Raw genomic sequence first — 20,270 nt, forward strand, 5'->3', positions numbered from 1 at the left:
TTCACTCAGGTGGTATTCCACCAAACATTTGTTAGGTGCGAAGTCCTTCGAAGCTAGCAGCCGCACGAACCGAGCGGGAGGCCCTGTGGAAAACTCGCCCCACCCGCCGCTCAGCGGAAAAACCGTGGTCGTCACGGGTGGCACCCGAGGCGTCGGCGCCGGGATCGTCCGCGCCTTCGCCGCGGCCGGCGCCCATGTCGTGGCCTGTGCCCGCAGGCCCCCCGAAACCCCGCTGCCCGGCGTCGACTTCACTCTCTGCGACCTGCGCGACCCACCCGCCGTACGCGCCCTCTTCGACGCGCTGCCCCGGCTCGACGTCCTCGTCAACAACGCGGGCGGAGCGCCGTACCGCCTGCTGGCCGACGCGGACGCCGAGCGGCACGCGAAGGTGATCGAGCTGAACCTCCTCACCCCGCTGACCGCATCCCTCGCCGCCCGCGCCCACCTCGCCCGCACCCGCGGCTGTGTCGTCATGATCGGCAGCGTCAGCGGCACCCGGCCCTCGCCCGGCACGGCGGCCTACGGCGCCGCCAAGGCCGGGCTGGAGAACCTCGCCCGTTCCATGGCCGTCGAGTGGGCCCCCGACATCCGCGTCAACACCCTCGTCGTCGGCCCGGTCCGCACCGAGCTCTCCCACCTCCACTACGGCGACGAGCAAGGCATCGCGGCCGTCGGCCGCACCATTCCCCTCGGCCGTATGGCCGCACCGGCCGACGTCGGCGCCGCCGCCGTCTTCCTCGCCTCCGACGCGGCCGCCTACATCAGCGGAGCGAGCCTGCTCGTGCACGGCGGCGGGGAGCGGCCGGCGTTCCTGGCCGCGGCGACGGTCAACAAGGAGAAGGGAGAGGGCCGATGAGCGGAATCTGCGACGGCCGGGTCGTCGTCGTCACCGGCGCCGGACGCGGGCTGGGCCGCGCCCACGCACTCGCCTTCGCCGCCGAGGGCGCACGCGTCGTCGTCAACGACCTCGGCGTACGCCTCGACGGGCGCCACCCCGACGCCCGGGCGGACCGGGACCGTACGTCCGCCGGGGCGGACCGGGACCGCACGTCTGCCGAGGAGGGGCTGATGCGGCAGGGCGGCCCCGCCGCGCAGGTCGCCGCCGAGATCCGGGCCGCCGGGGGTGAGGCGGTGGCGCACGCCGGTGACATCGCCACCACCGCGGGCGCCGCCTCCCTCGTCAGCACCGCCCTGGAGACCTACGGACGGCTCGACACCCTCGTCAACAACGCCGGGTTCCTGCGCGACCGCATGCTCGTCAACCTCGACGAGGACGACTGGGACGCCGTGCTGCGCGTCCATCTCAAGGGCCACTTCCTGCCGCTGCGGCACGCGGCCGCGCACTGGCGGGCCGAGTCCAGGGCGGGGCGGACACCGGCCGCCCGCGTCGTCAACACCAGCAGCGGCGCCGGCCTGCTCGGGTCGCTCGGGCAGGCCAACTACAGCGCGGCCAAGGCCGGAATCGTCGGCCTCACCCTGGTCGCCGCCGCGGAACTCGCCCGCTACGGCGTCCAGGTCAACGCGATCGCCCCGGCCGCCCGCACCCGGATGACCGAGCACACCTTCGCCGAGACCATGGCCGCGCCGGCCACCGCCGCCGGCTTCGACGCGATGTCGCCGGCCAACGTCTCCCCGCTGGTCGTCTGGCTCGGCTCCGCGGCCGCCGCCGGTGTCACCGGCCGTGTCTTCGAGGCGGAGGCCGGCCGGATCACCGTCATGGAGGGCTGGCACCCCGGGCCGACCGCCGACAAGGGCGCCCGCTGGTCACCGGCCGAGGCGGGGGAGACGGTGCGCAGGCTTCTCACCGAGGCACGGGCGCCGGGGCGGGTGTACGGCACGGGGTGAGCGCACCGGTCAGGTGTCGCACTCCAGCACCGTCCGGCACAGCGCGCACCGCGCCCGCATCCGGCCCCGCACCGGCACCCTGATCCGCTGATGGCAGGTCGGGCACGGGAAGGAGACCCGCAGCGGCTCGTGCCCGTCCGCCGTGAAGGAGTACGGCACTCCGGACGGGACGAGCTGGGCGCGGCCGTGCTCCTGGGCGTGCCGACGGTCGCGTGCGTAGCGGCGGCGGCCCGCCCAGCCCGCCGCAGTCAGGGGCGGCTGCTGCTCGTCGCGGCGGGCCCGCGCCATTCCCTTGACGTACGCCTCGTACGCCTGCGGGCTGGTGAACCACGTCGAGGGGTCCTCGCCGAAGAACAGCGCCCGCTTGGCGAGGACGTAGCCGAACTCCTCCGGAGTGAGGTAGCCGAGTTTCTGCGACGCCGAGCCGTGCTCGCGGAAGGCGTCCAGCAGCAGCCAGCCCGCGCCCAGGTAGGCGGCGGCGGTGTCGGTGAGGATCTCGTTGTCGCGGAGGCCGGGGAAGGACAGGTCCAGGCGGTGCAGGTAGACGTGCATCACCTCGTGCGCCAGGGCCGCGCCGATGTCCTCGCGGTGGGTGCGGAACCGGTCGTTCAGCTCGACGAAGTACTCGGGGCCGACGGCCAGCTCGACGTTCGCCGCGTGCTTCATCTCGCGGAAGCTGACGATCAGGCGGGCGTCCGGGAGCCGGTAGTGGCGCACCAGCTCACGGGCCACGCGCTGGGCGCCCAGGTGCAGGTCGTCCGTGTCGCAGAAGGCCACGTCGGCCGGGGCCACGCTGGTCGAGAACGTGCGGACGGTGTCGTAGGACAGCCGCTTGTAGAGCGCCGTGATCGCGGCGCGCACCGTGTCAAGGTGCGGGTAGCCGTGCTCGACCGGTCCGTCGTCCGCCACGTCCGTACCCCCAAAGACGCCGCCCAGGGCTCCTTCCCACTTTATGCGCAGTCCGGCCGGTTCCGGTCCGGTGGCCGGTACGCCCATGATCGGACCGGCGTCCACCCCGTAGGGTGGACGCCCATGACCACCAGCAGCACCGGTACCGGTGACGTCGACCCCGCGGTCCTCGCGGAGCTCACGCGGCTGCGCGACAGCATCGACAACATCGACGCGGCCGTCGTCCACATGCTCGCGGAGCGGTTCAAGGCGACCCAGCAGGTCGGGCACCTCAAGGCCGCCCACCAGCTGCCGCCGGCCGACCCGGCTCGCGAGGCCCGCCAGATCGCCCGCCTGCGCGCCCTCGCCGAGGACGCCAAACTCGACCCGGCCTTCGCCGAGAAGTTCCTCAACTTCATCGTCGCCGAGGTGATCCACCACCACGAACGCATCGCCGAAACGACCCCTGGCGCCGGCTGACCCGCACCACCCGCGCAAGGCTTCGTGCTGCCCGCGCGGGTGGCGTGTCACGCGACACCAGCGCCACGCCACGCACCCGCGCCGGGCCCCGCAAGGCCGCGCGGGGAAACCGGGGATCGCGCCCGCGCGGGGAGCATGCCGTCCCCGCGCGGGGTCGCGAAATCGTCGCCGCGCGGGGACGGCGACCCCCGCGCCGCGCTCGCGCAGCAAGCACGACGTCCCGCTCACGGCACAGCGACCCGCGCGGGGCGTGGCGTCAACCACCGTGCCCGCGCGGGCAGCGCGGAATCCCGCACCGCGCCCGACGCGGGCGGGGCGAAGCCCAACGCAGCGGCCGCAGGGGAGACACAGCAGCGAGCGGGCCCTCGTGTGGGGAGCGCCCCCGCTGCCCCCGCCCCGAGCGGGCAGCACTCCCCGCCGCTTTCCCCCCGCGCGGGATGGGCGAAGCCCTGCATACCCGCCGTATGCCAAGCACAGCGCCAAGCACCGCCCCCGCGGGGCAAGAGCGTGCCCCCGCCCCGGCACGGGCGGGATGTGCGACGCCACGCCTCGCCCACGTGGGCAGTGTCCAGCCCGTACCACGCCCCCGCCCGCCCCGCGGGCAGCGGAGGCCCGTACCACGCCCCCGCACGGCAAGCGCGCCCCCCGGCCCCGCGCGGCCGGCGCCACGCCCCCGCACGGGGCGCGTCGCGCCCCCGCGTGGGTAGCGCATCGGTGTTCGAGGGGGCGTTCGGGCGCGTGGGGGTTTCCTGTCGGTGAAACCCCCTCGTGGTGTCTCGGGGGCATCGGGCAGCATGGCCTGCATGTCCGTACTCACGCGCGACGAAGCGCAGATTCGTGCCCAGCTCCTCGACGTCCACCACTACAGCGTCGACCTCGACCTGACCGTAGGGGACGACACCTTCGACTCCCTGACCGCGATCCGGTTCACCGTGCGCGCCGGCCAGGACGTCACGGACACCTTCGTCGAGCTCAAGCCCGCGCAGCTGCGCTCCGTCACCCTGGACGGACAGCCCCTCGACCCCGACGGCCTCGCCGAGAACCGTCTGCCGCTGAAGAACCTCACCCCGGGCGAGCACGAACTGCGCGTCGACGCCTCGATGCGCTACTCCCGCACCGGCGAGGGAATGCACCGCTTCACCGACCCCGCCGACGGCGAGAGCTACGTCTACACCCAGCTCTTCCTCGACGACGTCCAGCGCGTCTTCGCCGCTTTCGACCAGCCCGACCTCAAGGCCGTCTTCGACCTCACCGTGAAGGCGCCCGAGGGCTGGACCGTCCTCGCCAACGGCGTCACCGAGCACACCGGGGACGGCGTCTGGAAGGCCGCCACCACGCCCCGTATCTCCACCTACCTGGCCGCCGTCGCCGCGGGCCCCTGGCACTCGGTCCGCACCGAGCACCGCGGCCTGCCCTTCGGCATCCACTGCCGCCGCTCCCTCGCCCCGCACCTCGACGCGGACGCCGACGAGATCCTCGACGTCACCCGCGCCTGCTTCGACCGCTACCACGAGAAGTTCGACGAGCCCTATCCCTTCGACTCCTACGACCAGACGTTCGTCCCCGAGTTCAACGCCGGCGCCATGGAGAACCCGGGCCTGGTCACCTTCAGCGACGAGTTCGTCTTCCGCTCCGCCGTCACCGACACCGAGCGGCAGACCCGCGCGGTGGTCGTCGCCCACGAGATGGCCCACATGTGGTTCGGCAACGTCGTCACCCTCAGGTGGTGGGACGACATCTGGCTGAACGAGTCCTTCGCCGAGTACATGGGCTACCAGATCGCCACCGAGGTCACCCGCTTCACCGACACCTGGACCGAGTTCGGCGTCTCCCGCAAGGCCTGGGGCTACGACGCCGACCAGCGCCCCTCGACGCACCCCGTCGCCCCCGAGGCCGTGGACGACACCGCCTCCGCCCTGCTCAACTTCGACGGCATCTCCTACGCCAAGGGCGCCTCCGCCCTGCGCCAACTGGTCGCCTGGCTCGGCGAGAAGGACTTCCTCGCCGGCATCAACACCCACTTCGCCCGGCACCGGTTCGCCAACGCCGCCCTCGCCGACTTCATCGACTCCCTCGCCTCCGCCACCGACCGTGACGTCCACGCCTGGGCCGACGCCTGGCTGCGCACCACCGGCGTCGACACCCTCACCCCGCGCGTCACCCCCGCCGCCGACGGCACCTGCGTCCTCACCGTCGACCACCACGGCAGCCGCCCCCACCGCATCGCCGCGGGTCTGTACGACCCCGACCTCACCGACGAGGGCCGCCTCACCCTGCGCACCCGCCTCGACCTCGACGTCCCGCTGGGCGAACCCCACCCGATCGGCAAGCGCCCCGCGCTGCTCCTGCTCAACGACGGTGACCTCACCTACGCCAAGGTCCGCTTCGACGCCGACTCCTTCCGGACCGTCCGCGACCACCTGTCGGGCCTGCCCGACCCGCTGACCCGCGCCATCGTGTGGAACGCGCTCCGGGACGCCGTCCGCGACGGCGAACTGCCCCCCACCGCCTACCTGGACACCGCCCGCGCCCATCTGCCCCACGAGACCGACCTCGCCCTCGCCGAGGCCGTCCTCGCCTTCGCCCGCGTCCACATCGCCGACCGCTACCTCACCCCCGAGCAGCGGCCCGCCGCCCTCGCCACCCTCGCCGGCCTGTGCCGCGACCTCATCCGCCGCACCGAGGACGGCGACAACCCCGGCCTGCGCCTGATCGCCGTACGCCAGTTCATCGACGTGGCCGCCCACCCCGACACCATCGCCGCCTGGCTCGCCGACGGCACCGTCCCCGGCGGCCCCGAACTCGACCCCGAGCTGCGCTGGCGCGTCCTCGCCCGGCTCGCCGTCCTCGGCGCCACCGACGAGGCCGCCATCTCCGCCGAACTCGAACGGGACCCCTCCGCCACCGGACGGGAGGGCGCCGCCCGCTGCCGCGCGGCCCTGCCCGACCCGGATGCCAAGCGCGCCGCCTGGGAGGCGATGTTCACCGACGACGAGAGCGCCGACCTGTCCAACTACCTCTTCGCCGCCACCGCCCAGGGCTTCTGGCAACCCGAACAGGCCGATCTCGTACGGGACTACGTGCCGCGCTACTACGAGGCCGCGGTCGCCGTCGCCGCCCGCCGCGGACCCGCCATCGCCCGCGCCGCCGGGCACTGGGCCTTCCCCGCCCACGCCGTCGACGCCGGCCACCTGAGCCTCGGCCAGGCCTGTCTGAGCGACGGCGACCCCACGCCCGCACTGCGCCGCAGGCTCGTCGACCAGCTCGACGACCTGGCCCGGGCGCTGCGCGTCAGGGAGGCGTGACACGGCAGGAGCACGCCGGCAGAAGGAACCGGCCACGCCCGGCCCGCCGACCGCGCGGCGAGCCGGGCGCCCTTCTAGGCTCGGCCCCCCGGGACCGGCCCGCCGGGAACGACCGGCGGCCACCGCGAGGCACGACCGGCCCCGGACCCGACCAGGCCCAGCCAGGAAGGCAGACCCGTGATCGTAGTGACCGGCGCGACCGGCAACGTCGGACGTGCCCTCGTCGACCGTCTCCTCGCCGCCGACCGGCCCGTACGGGCACTGACCCGCGACCCGCGGCGGGCCGGCCTGCCCGAGCGGGCCGAAGTGGTCCGCCACCGGCCCGACGACCCGGCGTCCCTGTTCACCGGCGCGAGCGCCCTCTTCCTCTACGCCCAGGCCGCCGGCGAGCGGACCGCCGAACTGCTGCGCGCCGCCCGCCAGGCCGGCGTCCGGCACGTCGTCATGCTCTCCTCGGCCATCATCGCCGAGGGCGCCGACGAGACCCACCCCATCCACGTCATGCACGCCACCGTCGAGCGGCAGGTCCGCGACAGCGGCCTGGACTGGACGCTTCTGAGGCCGGGCGCGTTCGCAGCCAACGCCCTGCAGTGGGCGCCGCAGATCCGCGCCGGGAACACCGTCCGGGGCGTCTTCGCCGACGCCGTGACCGCGCCCGTCCACGAGGACGACATCGCCGCCGTCGCCGAGCGCGCCCTCCTCGACGGCGGTCACGAGGGCGCCGTCCACCGCCTCACCGGGCCGGAGGCCGTCACCAACGTCCAGCAGGTCGCCGCACTCGGCCACGCCCTCGGCCGCACGCTGACGTACGTCGAGGTCCCGCCCGGCCAGGCCGGTCCCGACCTCTACCCCGGCCTGCCCCCTCACCTGGTCCAGGCCCTCATGAAGACCTTCGAGGCCACCGTCGGCGTACCCCCGGAGATCACCGGCACGGTCGAGAAGATCACCGGCACCCCGGCCCGCACCTTCGCCCAATGGGCCACGTCCCACACGGCCGACTTCCGCTCCTGACCGCCGGCGCCGCCAACACCGCCGGCGCCGCCAACACCGCCTCCCGGCAAGCCAGTACACACTTTCGGGTTCGATCGTCCGGCTTCCGGGCGCGTCGCGGCGTCTTGCGTCCAAGCTGGAAGTCCCTGCCCCCGAGCCACGGAGGACAGCCATGGACACCCCGCCCCCGGACGCCCCCGTTCCCCGCCCCGCACCCCCGGCGCACACCGGCCCCGCGAGCCCCGCCGATCCCGCCGCTCTCGCCGCTTTCGCCCCTCTCGCCTCCGGGCCCGAAGGGCCCCGGGCCCTGCGCCCGCTGCTCGAGACCGTTCTCGACGCCCTGGACACCGGTCGCAGGGCCCGCGGCGGACCGCTGCCCGCCGGGGGCCCCGAGGCGGTCGCCGCCCGTGTCCGGGACGCCCTCGGCGACGTCCTGCCCGACCACGGCGACCCCGACGCCCTGCGCGCCCTCGTCCACGCCCTCGCCGAGGGCGCCGCCGACCCCGCGGACCCGCTGTGCGCCGCACACCTGCACTGCCCGCCCCTGGCCGTCGCCACCGCCGCCGACCTCGCCGTCAGCGCCCTCAACCCCTCCCTCGACTCCTGGGACCAGGCGCCCGCCGCCGGTGAACTCGAAGCCCTGGTCGCCCGCGAACTGGCCCACGAGACCGGCCTCGCCGACGCCGTCGTCACCACCGGCGGCACCGAGTCCAACCACCTCGCCCTCCTCCTCGCCCGCGAGACCAACGGCGGCCACATCCGCCTCGTCCACGGCGCCAACGCCCACCACTCCCTGCCCCGCGCCGCCTGGCTACTCGGCCTGCCCGAACCCGTGGTCGTCCCCGCCCCCGCCGGCACCATCGACCTCGCCGCCCTCCACAGCGCCCTCACCGACCTCGCCGGCCCCCGCGGCTCGCTCCTCGTCGCCGCCACCGCCGGCACCACCGACGCCGGACTGATCGACCCCCTCCCCGAGATCGCGGGCCTGTGCGCCGCCCACGGCGCCCGCCTCCACATCGACGCGGCCCACGGCGGCGGCCTGATCTTCAGCGACCGCCACCGCGACAAGCTCACCGGACTCGAAACCGCCCACACCGTCACCCTCGACCTGCACAAACTGGGCTGGCAGCCCGTCGCCGCGGGCCTCCTCGCCGTCCGCCACCCCCGCGACCTCGCCGTCCTCAACCAGCGCGCCGACTACCTCAACGCCGCCGACGACACCGAGGCCGGCCTGCCCGACCTCCTCGGCCGCTCCCTGCGCACCACCCGCCGGCCCGACATCCTCAAGATCGCCGTCACCCTCAAGACCCTCGGCCGCAGCGGACTCGGCGCCCTCGTCGACACCGTCTGCGCCCGCGCCCGCGAACTCGCCGACCTCGTCCGCGACCACCCCGGCCTCGAGCTCTACGACCGCCCCACCATCAGCACCGTCCTCTTCCGGCCCACCGGCGCCACCGACGACGACATCGCCGCCGTACGCCGCAAACTCCTCACCGAGGGCCGCGCGGTGCTCGGCCGCGCCCGCCTCGACGGCCGGCTCTGGCTCAAGGCGACCCTCCTCAACCCCGAGACCCGGCCCGACGACCTGGCCGCCCTCCTGAAACTGGTGGAAGGAAGCACCCCCCGATGACCCCGTCCCCCAGCCCCCCACTCCAGGCGCCCGAAACCCCACGCGATCTCGTCGGCATCGGCATCGGCCCCCTCAACCTCTCCCTCGCCGCCCTCGCCCACCCGCTCACCACCCTCGACGCCGTCTTCTACGAGCGGCGCCCCGCCTTCACCTGGCACCCCGGCCTGCTCATCGAGGGCGCCCGCGTCCAGGTCCCCTTCCTGGCCGACCTGGTCACCCTCGCCGACCCCGCCAGCCCCTGGACGTTCCTCAACTACCTGAAGTCCCTCGACCGGCTCTTCCCCTTCTACTTCGCCGAACGGCTCCACATCCACCGCGCCGAGTACGACGCCTACTGCCGCTGGGTCGCGGGCCGGCTCCCCGCACTGCACTTCGGCCACCAGGTCGACGCCGTCCGCTGGAACCCCGAACGCGACGTGTTCGAGGTCGACTTCACCCAACTCGACGCCGACGGCGAGGCGGAAGCCCTGGGCCGCACCTACACGCGCAACATCGTCCTCGGCATCGGCACCCGCCCCCACGTCCCCGAACCCCTCAGACCCCTCGCCGACACCCCCGGCGTCCCTGTCCTCCACGCCGCCGACTACCTGGACCACCGCGATGCTCTCCTCGCGGCCGGGCACGTCACCGTCGTCGGCTCGGGACAGTCCGGCGCCGAGATCTTCCTCGACCTGCTGCGCCACCGCCCCGCCGGCCGCGAACGGCTGCACTGGATCGGCCGCACCCCAGCCTTCGCCCCCATGGAGTACTCCAAGCTCGGCCTGGAGCACTTCACCCCGGACTACACCCGCTACTTCCACGCCCTGTCCGAGTCCGTCCGCGACCGCCTCCTGCCCACCCAGTGGCAGCTGAACAAGGGCATCGACGCCACCACCCTCGCCGCCATCCACGACGAGCTCTACAGGCGCTCCCTCCACGGCGGCTGGCCCGACACCGTCCTCACCCCCGGCGTCCGCGTCCGCACCGCGGGCCGCCTCGCCACCACCCAGGTCGAACTCCACCTGGAACACCTCCAGCAGGGCACCCGCACCCGCCTCACCACCGACGCCGTCGTCCTCGCCACCGGTTACCGCGAGTGCCCCCTCACCCCGCTGCTCGCCGGACTCGACCCCTACATGCGCCGCGACAGCCGTGAACGCCCCCGCGTCGACGAGCACTTCCGTCTCGTCCTCGACCCCTCCATCACGGCCTCCGGCTGCCACGCCTACGTCCAGAACGCCGAACTGCACACCCACGGCGTCGGTGCCCCCGACCTCGGCCTCGCCGCCTGGCGCAGCGCCACCATCCTCAACTCCGTCACCGGCACGGACCCCTACCCGCTGCCCGCCCGCACCGCCTTCACCACCTTCGGTCTCGAACAGGGACGGCCCCAGGTCCCGCCCGCCCGCCGGCTCAGGGCACTCACCCCTCTGGCGGACGGAAACGGAATCTGAGGCCGCCTCCCGGTCCGAACACCCGCGCGTCAGAAGACCCGCGCGTCACCGCACCGGCGTATCAGAACACCGGCGTACCGTCGCGCGTCAGCCGCCAGTCCACCGACGCGAAGTCCTTCGGGTCCAGCACACCCTTCGCGGTCACCCACTCCGCGATCCGGGTACGGATCTCCGTCGACTCCGACCACAGCTCCTTCGCCGACGCCACATACGGGAACGCGCCACCACCGTTGGCCCGGTAGTTGTTCACCGCCAGCACGAACTGCTGCGCGTCGTCCAGCGCCGCCCCGTCGAACGTCAGGTTCCTGATCCGCGACCCCGCCGGCTGCGCGATGTCGATGTCGTACGCGAGACCCGACACGTAGTCGTAGTTGTAGTCCGGACGGTTGTTGGCGTTCGTCAGCTTCTCCACGTCCACGGCAGCGCCCACCGCCGTCTGCGCGAAGTACTCCGCCGAGTACTCCAGGTACGCCCGCACCTGCGCGCCCGTCATCAACTTGGCGACCAGCGTGTTGTCGTACACGTACAGGCTCGACAGGTCCCGGATCGTGACATCGCCAGCCGGGATCTCGGAGGTCCGCGAGAACGGCGAGGCCTGCGCGATAACCGGCAGCGCGGCGTACTCCGTGCCCGCGAGCGCCGACTTCACCACGTCCTCCTGGACCCTGGTTATCAGATCGATGATCGGGGCGTCCTTGTAGCGGGCGTCCACCGTCGTCAGGGTCTCGGTCGCCCGGCCGACGACCTGGTTGACGTACGCGACGACCTTCTTGTGCTCGTCCGTCAGGAGCCGGGTGATCCTCGGGTCGTCGGCGACCGAGTTGGAGTTGCGCAGCGAGGCCGCGACCGACTCCACCTCCCACCGGCCCTTGGCGAACACCAGCTCGATGTCGAACAGGGACAGCCGCTCCGCGTAGCACAGCGGCTCCGACAGCACGACCGTCTTACCGGTCTTCTCGTTGACGACCCGCAGCTCGGGGATCTCCAGATGCGCGTGACCCACCAGGATCGCGTCGATGCCCGGCACCTGCCGCGCCACATTGGCCGCCGCGTCCTCCACCCACGGCAGCTGATCGCCGTACGAGGACTTGCCCGACGTACCCGAGTGGGCGGACACCACGACCACGTCCGCACCCATCGAACGCAGCTTCGGCACCCACTTCGCGGCCTGCTCCTCCAGCCCCGGGAAGGTCAACTTCCCCTGGACGTAGGCCTTGTCCCAGATCGCGATGCCCGGGTTGGTCAGACCGAGCACCGCCACGGTCACCGGCGGGGCACCGTGCACGTGGAACTTCTTCATGAAGTACGGCGGAAACGCGGGCTTCTGCGTCCGGGCGTCCAGCGCGTTCGCGCCGAGCAGCGGGAAGTCGCACTGCTGCTCGAACTTGCGCAGCGTCTCGATGCCGTAGTTGAACTCGTGGTTGCCGAGGGCCACCGCGTCGTACCCGATGGCGTTCATCGCCTGCGCCATCGGGTGCACCGGACCACCCTTGGCGGTGATCGGGTCGACCTTCGCGTAGTAGTACGTCAGCGGGGTGCCCTGGATCGTGTCGCCCGCGTCGATCAGCAGGGTGTTGCACCGGCCCTTCTCCTCGCGCACCTGGTTCACCAGCGTCGAGATGCGCGCGAGGCCCTGGGCGTTGCCCGCGCCGTCGGCGTACTCCGCGTCCTTGAAGTAGTCCCAGTTGAAGACGTGTCCGTGCAGGTCGGTGGTGCCCATGACGGTCAGCGACCAGCGCTTGGCCGGCCGCCCGGACGCGCCCGCCCCGCTCGCGGCCTGCGCCGCCGGAGCCGCCGCCCCACCGGCCAGCGCCACCCCCGCCCCCGTCACGGCCGACCTCTTCAGAAACTTCCGGCGGTTCAACGGCATGTCTCGTTCTCCTCGGGAAAGAGTCAACAACGCGCGTAGATTCTGACCCGCGCATGACCAAGCGCAACAGACCTCGCAGGTTGCGATTCCATGACCGGCAAGAGCGCGGCCCCGCCCGCCGGTGACAGAGTGGGCACATGACCACAGCCCCCACCCCCGCCTCCGGCCCCCGGCCCGCCGTCCCCTACGGCACTCCCGAGGCCCCCCGCATCGCCGTCCGCGGCGAGGCACACCTCGAAGTCGATCCCGAGATAGCCCGTATCGGCATCACCGTCACCGCCCGTGGCAAGGACCGCCGTTCCGCCCTCGACGACCTCACCCGGCGCAACGCGGCCGTCGTCGACCTCGTCAAGACCTACGGCACGGCCGTCGAACGCCTCGAGACCGGCGCCTTCTCCATCACTCCCGAACTCACCCGCCACGGCCGCGGTGAACGCGTGCGCACCTATCAGGGCACCGTCCACCTCACCGCCGAACTCTCCGACTTCACCGCCCTCGGTGAACTGACCACCCGACTGGCCGACTTGGAACTCACCCGGGTGGACGGCCCCTGGTGGGCCCTGCGACCCCAGTCGCCCGCCCACCGGGAGGCCCGCCGACAGGCCGTCCACGAGGCCGTCCAGCGTGCCAGGGAGTACGCCGAGGCCCTCGGCACCACCCTCGCCGCACTCGTCGAAATCGCCGACATCGGGGCGGAGAACGCCCAGCCGTACCCGTCCGCCCCCGGACGCATGCGAGCCATGGCCGGCTACGGCGCGGCGGCCCCCGACGAGAGCGCGGCACCCCTCGACCTCGAACCGCAACGCCAGCACGTCTACGCGCAACTCAACGCGCGATTCACGATGACACCGCCCAGACTGTGAACTGCGGCAAACCCCGAGCGAACGCGCGAACGCTCATCGGAGCAACGCCCTGCACAATTCAACAGTTGTCAATGACCTTTCACTCAACGGTTGTTGAGCAGTCACCCGGCACCAAATCTCTACCGAACGGTAAGGCCTAGGCTCATATCATGCGCCGAGCAAAGATCGTTTGTACCCTGGGACCCGCGACCGACACGTACGACCGGATCAAAGCGCTGGTCGACGCCGGAATGGACGTGGCCCGTTTCAACCTCAGCCACGGCACCTACGCCGAGCACGAGGCCCGGTACCGGCGCGTCCGCAAGGCCGCCGACGAGACCGGCCGCAGCGTCGGCATGCTCGCCGACCTTCAGGGCCCGAAGATCCGGCTCGGCCGCTTCCGGGAGGGACCCGTACTCCTTGAACGCGGCGACACCTTCACCATCACCGTCGAAGAGGGCGTGGAGGGCGACCGCCACATCTGCGGAACCACCTACGCCGGTCTCGCCGAGGACGTCGCCCCGGGCGAACGCGTCCTCGTCGACGACGGCAAGGTCGCCCTCGAGGTCACCGCGGTCGACGGCCCGCGCGTGCGGACCAGGGTCGTCGAGGGCGGGGTGATCTCCGACCACAAGGGCATCAACCTCCCCGGCGTCGCCGTGTCCGTGCCCGCGCTGTCCAAGAAGGACGAGGACGACCTGCGGTGGGCCCTGCACACCGGGTTCGACGTCATCGCGCTGTCCTTCGTGCGCAGCGGCCGCGACGTCCTCGACGTCCACCGCATCATGGACGACGAGGGCCGGCGCCTCCCCGTCTGGGCGAAGATCGAGAAGCCGCAGGCGGTCGAGGCCCTCGACGACATCGTCGCCGCCTTCGACGGCATCATGGTCGCCCGCGGGGACCTCGGCGTGGAGATGCCCCTGGAGCAGGTCCCCATCGTCCAGAAGCGCGCGATCAAGCTGGCCAAGCGCAACGCCAAGCCGGTGATCGTCGCCACCCAGATGCTCGACTCCATGATCGGCAACTCGCGTCCGACGCGCGCGGAGGCCTCGGACGTGGCCAACGCGGTCATCGACGGCACGGACGCGGTGACGCTGTCCGGCGAGACGAGCGTGGGCAAGTACCCGGTCGAGACCGTGCGCACCATGTCCAAGATCGTCGCGGCCGCCGAGGAGGACATCCTCGCCAAGGGCCTCGCCCCGCTGACCGACCGCAACAAGCCCCGCACCCAGGGCGGCGCCGTCGCCCGCGCGGCCGCCGAGATCGGCGACTTCCTCGGGGCCAGGTTCCTGGTCGCCTTCACCCAGTCGGGCGACACCGCGCGCCGCCTCTCCCGCTACCGCTCGCCCATCCCGCTCCTGGCCTTCACCCCCGAACCCGCCACCCGCTCCCAGCTCAGCGCGACCTGGGGCGTGGAGACCTTCCTCGGCCCCCGGGTCAACTCCACGGACGCGATGGTCGCCCAGGTGGACGAACTCCTCCTGCGGTACGGCCGCTGCGAGAAGGGCGACGTGGTCGTCATCACGGCGGGCTCCCCTCCCGGTGTGGCCGGCTCGACGAACATGGTCCGGGTCCACCACATCGGCGAGGACGACAGCCCGAGGTAGGTCGGCCCTCAGTGCTTGGCCCCCACGTGGGCGTCCATCAGGGCCACGGAGGCTTTGCGGGCGACGGAGATGTTGTACGGATTGCCGTGCCGGGTGCAGTGGGTCCACCCCACGCCGAGCTGGTCGAGGGTGTCCGTGTAAAGCCGCCGGATGTCGTCGGAGACATTGGTGAAGAAGTAGCGGGGATACTCGTACCTCTTGCGCTCGCCGCCGACGAGGCGGGTCGTCCAGTTGGTGATCCGGCAGCCGTCGGAGTGGATCAGGCCGCGGACGAGATCCCAGGGATACGCGTCGACGATCTCCTGCTGCCAGGACTCGAGCACGATCCGCCGCTCGTGCTTCCGGCCGGGACCGTGCTGGGGGAAGGAGGCAGGGCCAGTGGCGACTGTAGGACTTGACCTCCACGCAGCCTGTTTTGCGATGCTGCCCGACGGCGGGCTGGGACATCACCTTCCGCATGGCCTCCGCCGTGGCGGCGATGATGCCGGTCTGCCTGGCGTCGCAATAGATGGACAGATGGTGCTGCTTGGGTTTGGAGACGATGTGCCCGTCACCCAGGTAGAGGCCCAGCAGGTAGGCGTACGCCGCATGATCGAGATCACCTCCGCTGCACATGGGGCAGTCGTCGGGCTGTTGGTACACCTCGCCTCGCGCTTTGCGGTCCTCGTATCGCCACCAGCCGATGGTCCCGCGCGGAACGTGGAGCTGCTCGGCGACTGCACGGTTGGGGACGCCTTGCCGCATCAGTGCGACAGCCTGTGCCCGGATCGAAGGACTGTACTGTTCCATGTCACCACGGTGCGCGACAGGCGGTGACGACACGCAGTGAAAAGCGGAGGATCACGCGAACGTGATCCTCCGCTTCAACGGTGTGCCGGGTGCGGGATTCGAACCCGCAAGCCCTCACAGGCAGAGGTGTTTGAGACCTCCGTGTATACCGTTCCACCAACCCGGCCGGGCACTGCGGTGAGTGTACCGGGTGAGCCCGGCTGCTCGCCTCTAGGTAGGCTGCATAGGCAGCAGTACCTGCCCCGCCCCGGAACAAGGAGCGCCCCCGTGACCGCCGAGTCGCCTCAGCCCGTTGACGTGTCCGATGACGACAAGTCGCATGTGCCTCCGCTGACGACCCGAGTCGTCATCGCGGAGGACGAGGCGTTGATCCGGCTGGATCTCAAAGAGATGCTGGAGGAGGAGGGGTACTCCGTCGTCGGCGAGGCGGGGGACGGCGAGCGTGCCGTCGAGCTCGCCCGGGAGCACCGGCCCGACCTCGTCATCCTCGATGTGAAGATGCCGAAGCTCGACGGCATCTCCGCGGCCGAGAAGATCGCCGAGGAGCGGATCGCGCCGGTGCTGATGCTGACCGCGTTCTCGCAGCGCGACCTGGTGGAGCGGGCGCGGGACGCCGGGGCGATGGCGTATCTGGTGAAGCCGTTCAGCAAGAGCGACGTGGTGCCGGCCATCGAGATGGCGGTCTCGCGGTTCACGGAGCTCAAGGAGCTGGAGAAGGAGGTCGCGGACCTCTCGCAGCGGCTGGAGACGCGCAAACTGGTGGACCGGGCGAAGTCCATCCTGCAGACGGAGTACGGGCTGACGGAGCCGGCCGCGTTCCGGTGGATCCAGAAGACGTCGATGGACCGCCGTATGTCGATGCAGCAGGTCGCGGAGGCCGTCATCCAGGACAGCGAGGAGAAGAAGGCCGCGAAGGGCGGGGGCAAGTCCGACAAGGGCTGACCGCCGGCCGCCGGCACATGCGTGAGGGCCCGCACCCCCGGGGGTGCGGGCCCTCACGTGTGGTGCCTCGCCGGTCCTCTAGTCCTCGCCGAGGTAGGCCTTGCGGACGGACTCGTCGTGCAGCAGGTCCTGCCCGGTGCCGGAGAGGACGATGTTGCCGACCTCCATCACATGGCCGTGGTCGGCCAGGGACAGGGCCGCCTGGGCGTTCTGCTCGACCAGCAGGATGGTGGTGCCCTGCGACTTCAGCTCCGCGATGGTGGCCATGATCTTCTGCATCATGATCGGGGAGAGGCCCATCGAGGGCTCGTCGAGCATGAGCAGTTTCGGCTGGGACATCAGGGCGCGGCCCATGGCGAGCATCTGCTGCTCACCGCCGGAGAGGGTGCCGGCCGCCTGCTTCCGCCGTTCGCCGAGGATGGGGAAGAGGTCGTAGGCGCGCTGGATGTCCTTCTCGATGCCGTCCCTGTCCTTGCGGAGGAAGGCGCCGAGGCGGAGGTTGTCCTCGATCGTCATGCGGGGGAAGATGTGCCGCCCCTCGGGGGAGTGCGCGAGGCCGAGGGAGACGATCTGGTGGGCGGGGATCTTCTTCAGGGACTTGCCGTCGAACTTGATCTGTCCGCCGACCGGCTTGAGGAGGCCGGACAGGGTGCGCAGGGTGGTGGTCTTCCCGGCGCCGTTGGTGCCGATGAGGGTGACGACCTCGCCGGCGTCCACCTTGAAGGAGATGCCCTTGACGGCTTCGATCTTGCCGTAGGCGACGCGGAGGTCCTCGACCTCGAGCAGTGCGGTCATCGGTCGTTCTCCTTGCCGGGCGCGGCGTCCGTCGTGGTGTCGGCGTCCGCCGGGGCGCCGGCTTCGGCCTCGGCCGCCGCGGTCCCGGCGTCCGCCGTCGTGGCGTCGGCGTCGGATGCCGTGGCCTCGGCGTCCGCCGCTGAGGCCTCCGCCTGGGCGACCTCGGCCGCCTCCTCGTCGCCGGGCGCGCCCTCGAAGGGCTCGCCGAGGTAGGCGGCGACGACGCGCTCGTCGCCCTGGACGGTGGCGCTGTCGCCCTCGATGAGCTTCTCGCCCTGGACGAGGACGGCGACGCGGTCGCAGAGGTTGAAGATGAACCGCATGTCGTGCTCGATGACCAGGACCGCGATGCCCATGTCCCGGATGGCGAAGACGAGTTCCTCGGTGGCGCGCGTCTCCTGCGGGTTCATGCCGGCGGTGGGCTCGTCCAGGAGGAGGAGCCCGGGTTCGCTGGCGAGGGCGCGGGCGATCTCGAGCTTGCGCTGCTCGCCGTAGGGCAGGTTGCGGGCGAGGTGCTCGGCCTTGCTGTCCAGGCCGACGAACTCCAGGAGCTCCATGGCCCGCTTCCGGGAGGCGGCCTCGGCCTTGTGGAAGCCGGGCCCGCGCAGGACGGCCGACCAGAAGCCCTCCTTGGTGCGGGTGTGCCGGCCCACGAGGACGTTCTCCAGGACGGTCATGTTGGCGAAGAGCCGGATGTTCTGGAAGGTGCGGGCGATGCCGGCCGCGGTGACCTTGAAGGACTTGGGCGGCAGGACGTTGCCCTTGTAGCGGACCTCGCCCTCGGTGGGTACGTAGAGGCCGGTCAGGCAGTTGAAGAAGGTCGTCTTGCCGGCGCCGTTGGGTCCGATGAGGCCGACGATCTCGCCGCTGTTGACCGTGAGGTCGACCCCGCGTACGGCGGTGAGTCCGCCGAAGCGCATGGTGACGCCGCGGGCGTCGAGGACGGTCTGGCCGGGGACGCTGGCGCCCGGGGCGGTGTCCTTGGTGGTGGTTTCGGTGCTCATGGTGGTGTCAGGCCCCTGTCTTGCCGAGGACTGCGGGCGCTTCGGCCTCTTCGTGGAATTCGAGCTGGCGGCGCCGGTTGGGGATGAGGCCCTCGGGGCGGAACCGCATGAGGAGGATGAGCGCGACGCCGAAGGCGAAGAGCTGGTAGTCGCCGAGGAACTGGAGCTTGTTGGGGATGAGGAAGAGCAGCGCGGCGCCGATGAGCGGGCCGGCGATGGTGCCCATGCCGCCGAGGACGACCGCGGCGAGCAGGAAGGCGGAGTTGGGCGGGATGGGCCCGGCGAAGAGGTACTGCTCGGGGGTGACGGTGTAGGTCACGTGGGCCTGGACGGTGCCGGCGAGGCCGGCGAGCGAGGCGCCGACCGCGAAGGCGATCAGCTTGACGCGGAAGCCGTTGATGCCCATGGCGAGCGCGGCGGTCTCGTCCTCGCGGATGGCGACCCAGGCGCGCCCGATGCGGGAGTTGCCGCTGCGCCGGAAGACCAGGACGACCACGGCCGTGATGATGAGCATCAGGAAGAAGTAGTTGGCGAAGCGTCCGATGGAGAACCCGGCGATGTCGTGGACGGCGCCGAAGTCGAACCCGAGGATGTCCAGGTTCGGGATGGACGCGACACCGTTGGAGCCGTTGGTGAGGTCGGGTCCGCTGGTGCCGTCCAGGTTGTTGGCGGTGATGCGGAAGATCTCTCCGAAGCCCAGGGTGACGATGGCGAGGTAGTCGCCGCGCAGGCGGAGGGTGGGCGCGCCGATGAGGACGCCGAAGACCAGCGAGGCGAGCGCGCCGATGATGACGGCGGCCCAGAAGGGGAAGTGCACGTGGAACGGCGAGTTGGGGGAGCCGCTGACGAGTGAGGCGGCGTAGGCGCCGACGCCGAGGAAGGCGACGTAACCGAGGTCGAGCAGACCCGCGAGGCCGACCACGATGTTCAGGCCCAGGGCGACCGTGGCGAAGATCAGGATGTAGACGCCGAGGGTGGCGTACTGGTCGTCGGTCTGGGTGAAGGGGAAGAGCGCCGCCGCGATGAAGGCGCCGAACACGGTGATGTTCTGGTGCCGCGCGGTGATCTGGGAGACATGGGCGATCAGGCCGGCCTTGTTGAGGGCGGCGAAGCCGAGGCCGGCGAGGATCAGGAAGCCCACGAAGAGTTCGTCGTACTCGGTGCCGATGCCGTAGGTGAAGACGGTCAGGCCCAGCGCGAGCGCGGCGACGATGATGAGGATCTCGGCGTAGGAGGGCAGCTTGCCTACGGGCCTCGGGCTCTCGGCGGCGAAGGCGGCCTTGGTGGTGTTCCAGCCCTGTCCGAGGCTGTGCCGGAAGTTCTCCCAGGCGGTGCTGTCGGGGTCGATCGGGTCGGGCTCGGGCCGCTCGAAGGGGAGCGCGAGCGCGCCGACGAGAGCGGCCAGCGAGGTCACCGCGACGACGTAGCCGCCGGGTTCGAGGTTGACGACGCCACCGAGCTCCACGCTGATGGAGATCACCGTGTACCAGGCGGTGGCGAAGGTGGCCAGCGCGGCGAACTTGACGGCCGCGTCGCCGCCGGCCGGGACCAGCCAGCCGAGCGCCTTCACGTCGTAGGTGGCGAGGGTCAGCAGCGTGGTCAGTACGGCGCCGATGAGGACGAGGACCTGAAGGCCGCCCGGGTAGCCGTAGACGGTGAGGTCGCCGGGGAACTCGGAGGTCCAGGTCCAGGCGAGGAACGTGGCGACGATCGTGAGGACGCTGCCGCCGGCGGCGAGGGCGCGCCCGGCCGCCGCGGGGATGCCGAACAGGCCGGAGGACGAGGCGCCGGTGGAGGGGGCGCTCGGGGTCTCGGGGGTTTCGGGTGCGGTGGTCTGTGTGGTCATCGGT

At 71.7% G+C, this 20,270-nt stretch carries 15 protein-coding genes, 1 tRNA gene and 1 pseudogene; 10 read left to right on the plus strand and 7 right to left on the minus strand.

Going from position 1 to position 20,270, the window contains the following annotated elements:
• Positions 1-85: 85 nt before the first annotated feature.
• A complete protein-coding gene (locus IE249_RS02645) occupies positions 86-856 on the plus strand; it encodes an SDR family oxidoreductase (RefSeq protein WP_189703109.1) in 771 nt (256 codons plus the stop codon).
• Positions 853-1,845 (plus strand): SDR family oxidoreductase, encoded by a 993-nt coding sequence (locus IE249_RS02650; RefSeq protein WP_189703110.1) that lies wholly within the window; start codon positions 853-855, stop codon positions 1,843-1,845. The genes IE249_RS02645 and IE249_RS02650 overlap by 4 nt, the downstream gene beginning before the upstream one ends.
• Before the next feature lie 9 nt (positions 1,846-1,854).
• Here IE249_RS02650 and IE249_RS02655 read toward each other — a convergent pair whose 3' ends face one another.
• Entirely contained in the window at positions 1,855-2,754 is a 900-nt protein-coding gene (locus IE249_RS02655; RefSeq protein ID WP_189703225.1) for a hypothetical protein, read from the minus strand.
• A gap of 123 nt (positions 2,755-2,877) precedes the next feature.
• Here IE249_RS02655 and IE249_RS02660 point away from each other — a divergent pair, with 123 nt between their 5' ends.
• From IE249_RS02660 to IE249_RS02680, 5 genes are all read left to right on the plus strand, one after another.
• A complete protein-coding gene (locus IE249_RS02660) occupies positions 2,878-3,213 on the plus strand; it encodes a chorismate mutase (protein WP_189703111.1) in 336 nt (111 codons plus the stop codon).
• 803 nt (positions 3,214-4,016) lie between these two features.
• Positions 4,017-6,518, plus strand: a complete 2,502-nt coding sequence (gene pepN, locus IE249_RS02665; RefSeq protein WP_189703112.1) for an aminopeptidase N — start codon at positions 4,017-4,019, stop codon at positions 6,516-6,518.
• Positions 6,519-6,695: 177 nt separating this feature from the next.
• Complete coding sequence (locus tag IE249_RS02670; RefSeq protein ID WP_189703113.1) at positions 6,696-7,529, plus strand: NAD(P)H-binding protein; 834 nt, start codon at positions 6,696-6,698, stop codon at positions 7,527-7,529.
• Positions 7,530-7,680: 151 nt separating this feature from the next.
• The gene (locus IE249_RS02675; protein WP_189703114.1) at positions 7,681-9,138 is read left to right on the plus strand and encodes a pyridoxal phosphate-dependent decarboxylase family protein; all 1,458 of its coding nucleotides are present in this window, start codon (positions 7,681-7,683) and stop codon (positions 9,136-9,138) included.
• Positions 9,135-10,571, plus strand: coding sequence for a lysine N(6)-hydroxylase/L-ornithine N(5)-oxygenase family protein (locus IE249_RS02680; RefSeq protein ID WP_189703115.1), 1,437 nt, complete (start codon positions 9,135-9,137; stop codon positions 10,569-10,571). The genes IE249_RS02675 and IE249_RS02680 overlap by 4 nt, the downstream gene beginning before the upstream one ends.
• 61 nt (positions 10,572-10,632) lie before the next feature.
• Here the strand turns inward: IE249_RS02680 and IE249_RS02685 are convergent, their stop codons facing one another.
• Positions 10,633-12,441, minus strand: coding sequence for a bifunctional metallophosphatase/5'-nucleotidase (locus tag IE249_RS02685; protein WP_189703116.1), 1,809 nt, complete (start codon positions 12,439-12,441; stop codon positions 10,633-10,635).
• Between the two features lie 137 nt (positions 12,442-12,578).
• On the opposite strand from IE249_RS02685, the gene IE249_RS02690 reads away from it, so the two are divergent.
• Both IE249_RS02690 and pyk read left to right on the plus strand, forming a co-directional pair.
• Positions 12,579-13,304: an SIMPL domain-containing protein gene (locus tag IE249_RS02690; RefSeq protein WP_189703117.1), complete on the plus strand. Its 726-nt coding sequence runs from the start codon at positions 12,579-12,581 to the stop codon at positions 13,302-13,304.
• 149 nt (positions 13,305-13,453) lie between these two features.
• Complete coding sequence (gene pyk, locus IE249_RS02695) at positions 13,454-14,890, plus strand: pyruvate kinase (RefSeq protein ID WP_189703118.1); 1,437 nt, start codon at positions 13,454-13,456, stop codon at positions 14,888-14,890.
• A gap of 8 nt (positions 14,891-14,898) precedes the next feature.
• Here the strand turns inward: pyk and IE249_RS02700 are convergent.
• Both IE249_RS02700 and IE249_RS02705 read right to left on the minus strand, forming a co-directional pair.
• Positions 14,899-15,679, minus strand: a pseudogene (locus IE249_RS02700) (transposase).
• A gap of 83 nt (positions 15,680-15,762) precedes the next feature.
• Positions 15,763-15,845: transfer RNA gene (locus IE249_RS02705), tRNA-Leu, on the minus strand.
• A 101-nt stretch (positions 15,846-15,946) separates the two neighbouring features.
• Between IE249_RS02705 and IE249_RS02710 the strand changes: the two genes are divergently transcribed.
• Positions 15,947-16,621 (plus strand): ANTAR domain-containing response regulator, encoded by a 675-nt coding sequence (locus IE249_RS02710; RefSeq protein WP_189703119.1) that lies wholly within the window; start codon positions 15,947-15,949, stop codon positions 16,619-16,621.
• Between the two features lie 78 nt (positions 16,622-16,699).
• Here IE249_RS02710 and IE249_RS02715 read toward each other — a convergent pair whose 3' ends face one another.
• The 3 genes from IE249_RS02715 to IE249_RS02725 are packed head-to-tail and all read right to left on the minus strand — an operon-like array spanning position 16,700 to position 20,266.
• Positions 16,700-17,416: an ABC transporter ATP-binding protein gene (locus IE249_RS02715; RefSeq protein WP_189703120.1), complete on the minus strand. Its 717-nt coding sequence runs from the start codon at positions 17,414-17,416 to the stop codon at positions 16,700-16,702.
• Positions 17,413-18,420, minus strand: coding sequence for an ABC transporter ATP-binding protein (locus IE249_RS02720; protein WP_189703121.1), 1,008 nt, complete (start codon positions 18,418-18,420; stop codon positions 17,413-17,415). The genes IE249_RS02715 and IE249_RS02720 overlap by 4 nt, the downstream gene beginning before the upstream one ends.
• Positions 18,421-18,427: 7 nt before the next feature.
• A complete protein-coding gene (locus IE249_RS02725; RefSeq protein WP_189703122.1) occupies positions 18,428-20,266 on the minus strand; it encodes a branched-chain amino acid ABC transporter permease in 1,839 nt (612 codons plus the stop codon).
• Positions 20,267-20,270: the final 4 nt, after the last annotated feature.

This window comes from Streptomyces anandii JCM 4720 (assembly GCF_014650655.1).
In the GTDB taxonomy this organism is placed as follows: domain Bacteria; phylum Actinomycetota; class Actinomycetes; order Streptomycetales; family Streptomycetaceae; genus Streptomyces; species Streptomyces anandii.

Excerpts from the sequence above, each read along its gene's own strand:
- IE249_RS02650 (WP_189703110.1), top strand. The coding sequence starts at position 853 with ATGAGCGGAATCTGCGACGGCCGGGTCGTCGTCGTCACCGGCGCCGGA.
- IE249_RS02660 (WP_189703111.1), top strand. The coding sequence starts at position 2,878 with ATGACCACCAGCAGCACCGGTACCGGTGACGTCGACCCCGCGGTCCTC.
- pepN (WP_189703112.1), top strand. The coding sequence starts at position 4,017 with ATGTCCGTACTCACGCGCGACGAAGCGCAGATTCGTGCCCAGCTCCTC.
- IE249_RS02675 (WP_189703114.1), top strand. The coding sequence starts at position 7,681 with ATGGACACCCCGCCCCCGGACGCCCCCGTTCCCCGCCCCGCACCCCCG.
- IE249_RS02680 (WP_189703115.1), top strand. The coding sequence starts at position 9,135 with ATGACCCCGTCCCCCAGCCCCCCACTCCAGGCGCCCGAAACCCCACGC.
- IE249_RS02685 (WP_189703116.1), bottom strand. The coding sequence starts at position 12,441 with ATGCCGTTGAACCGCCGGAAGTTTCTGAAGAGGTCGGCCGTGACGGGG.
- IE249_RS02690 (WP_189703117.1), top strand. The coding sequence starts at position 12,579 with ATGACCACAGCCCCCACCCCCGCCTCCGGCCCCCGGCCCGCCGTCCCC.
- pyk (WP_189703118.1), top strand. The coding sequence starts at position 13,454 with ATGCGCCGAGCAAAGATCGTTTGTACCCTGGGACCCGCGACCGACACG.
- IE249_RS02715 (WP_189703120.1), bottom strand. The coding sequence starts at position 17,416 with ATGACCGCACTGCTCGAGGTCGAGGACCTCCGCGTCGCCTACGGCAAG.
- IE249_RS02720 (WP_189703121.1), bottom strand. The coding sequence starts at position 18,420 with ATGAGCACCGAAACCACCACCAAGGACACCGCCCCGGGCGCCAGCGTC.
- IE249_RS02725 (WP_189703122.1), bottom strand. The coding sequence starts at position 20,266 with ATGACCACACAGACCACCGCACCCGAAACCCCCGAGACCCCGAGCGCC.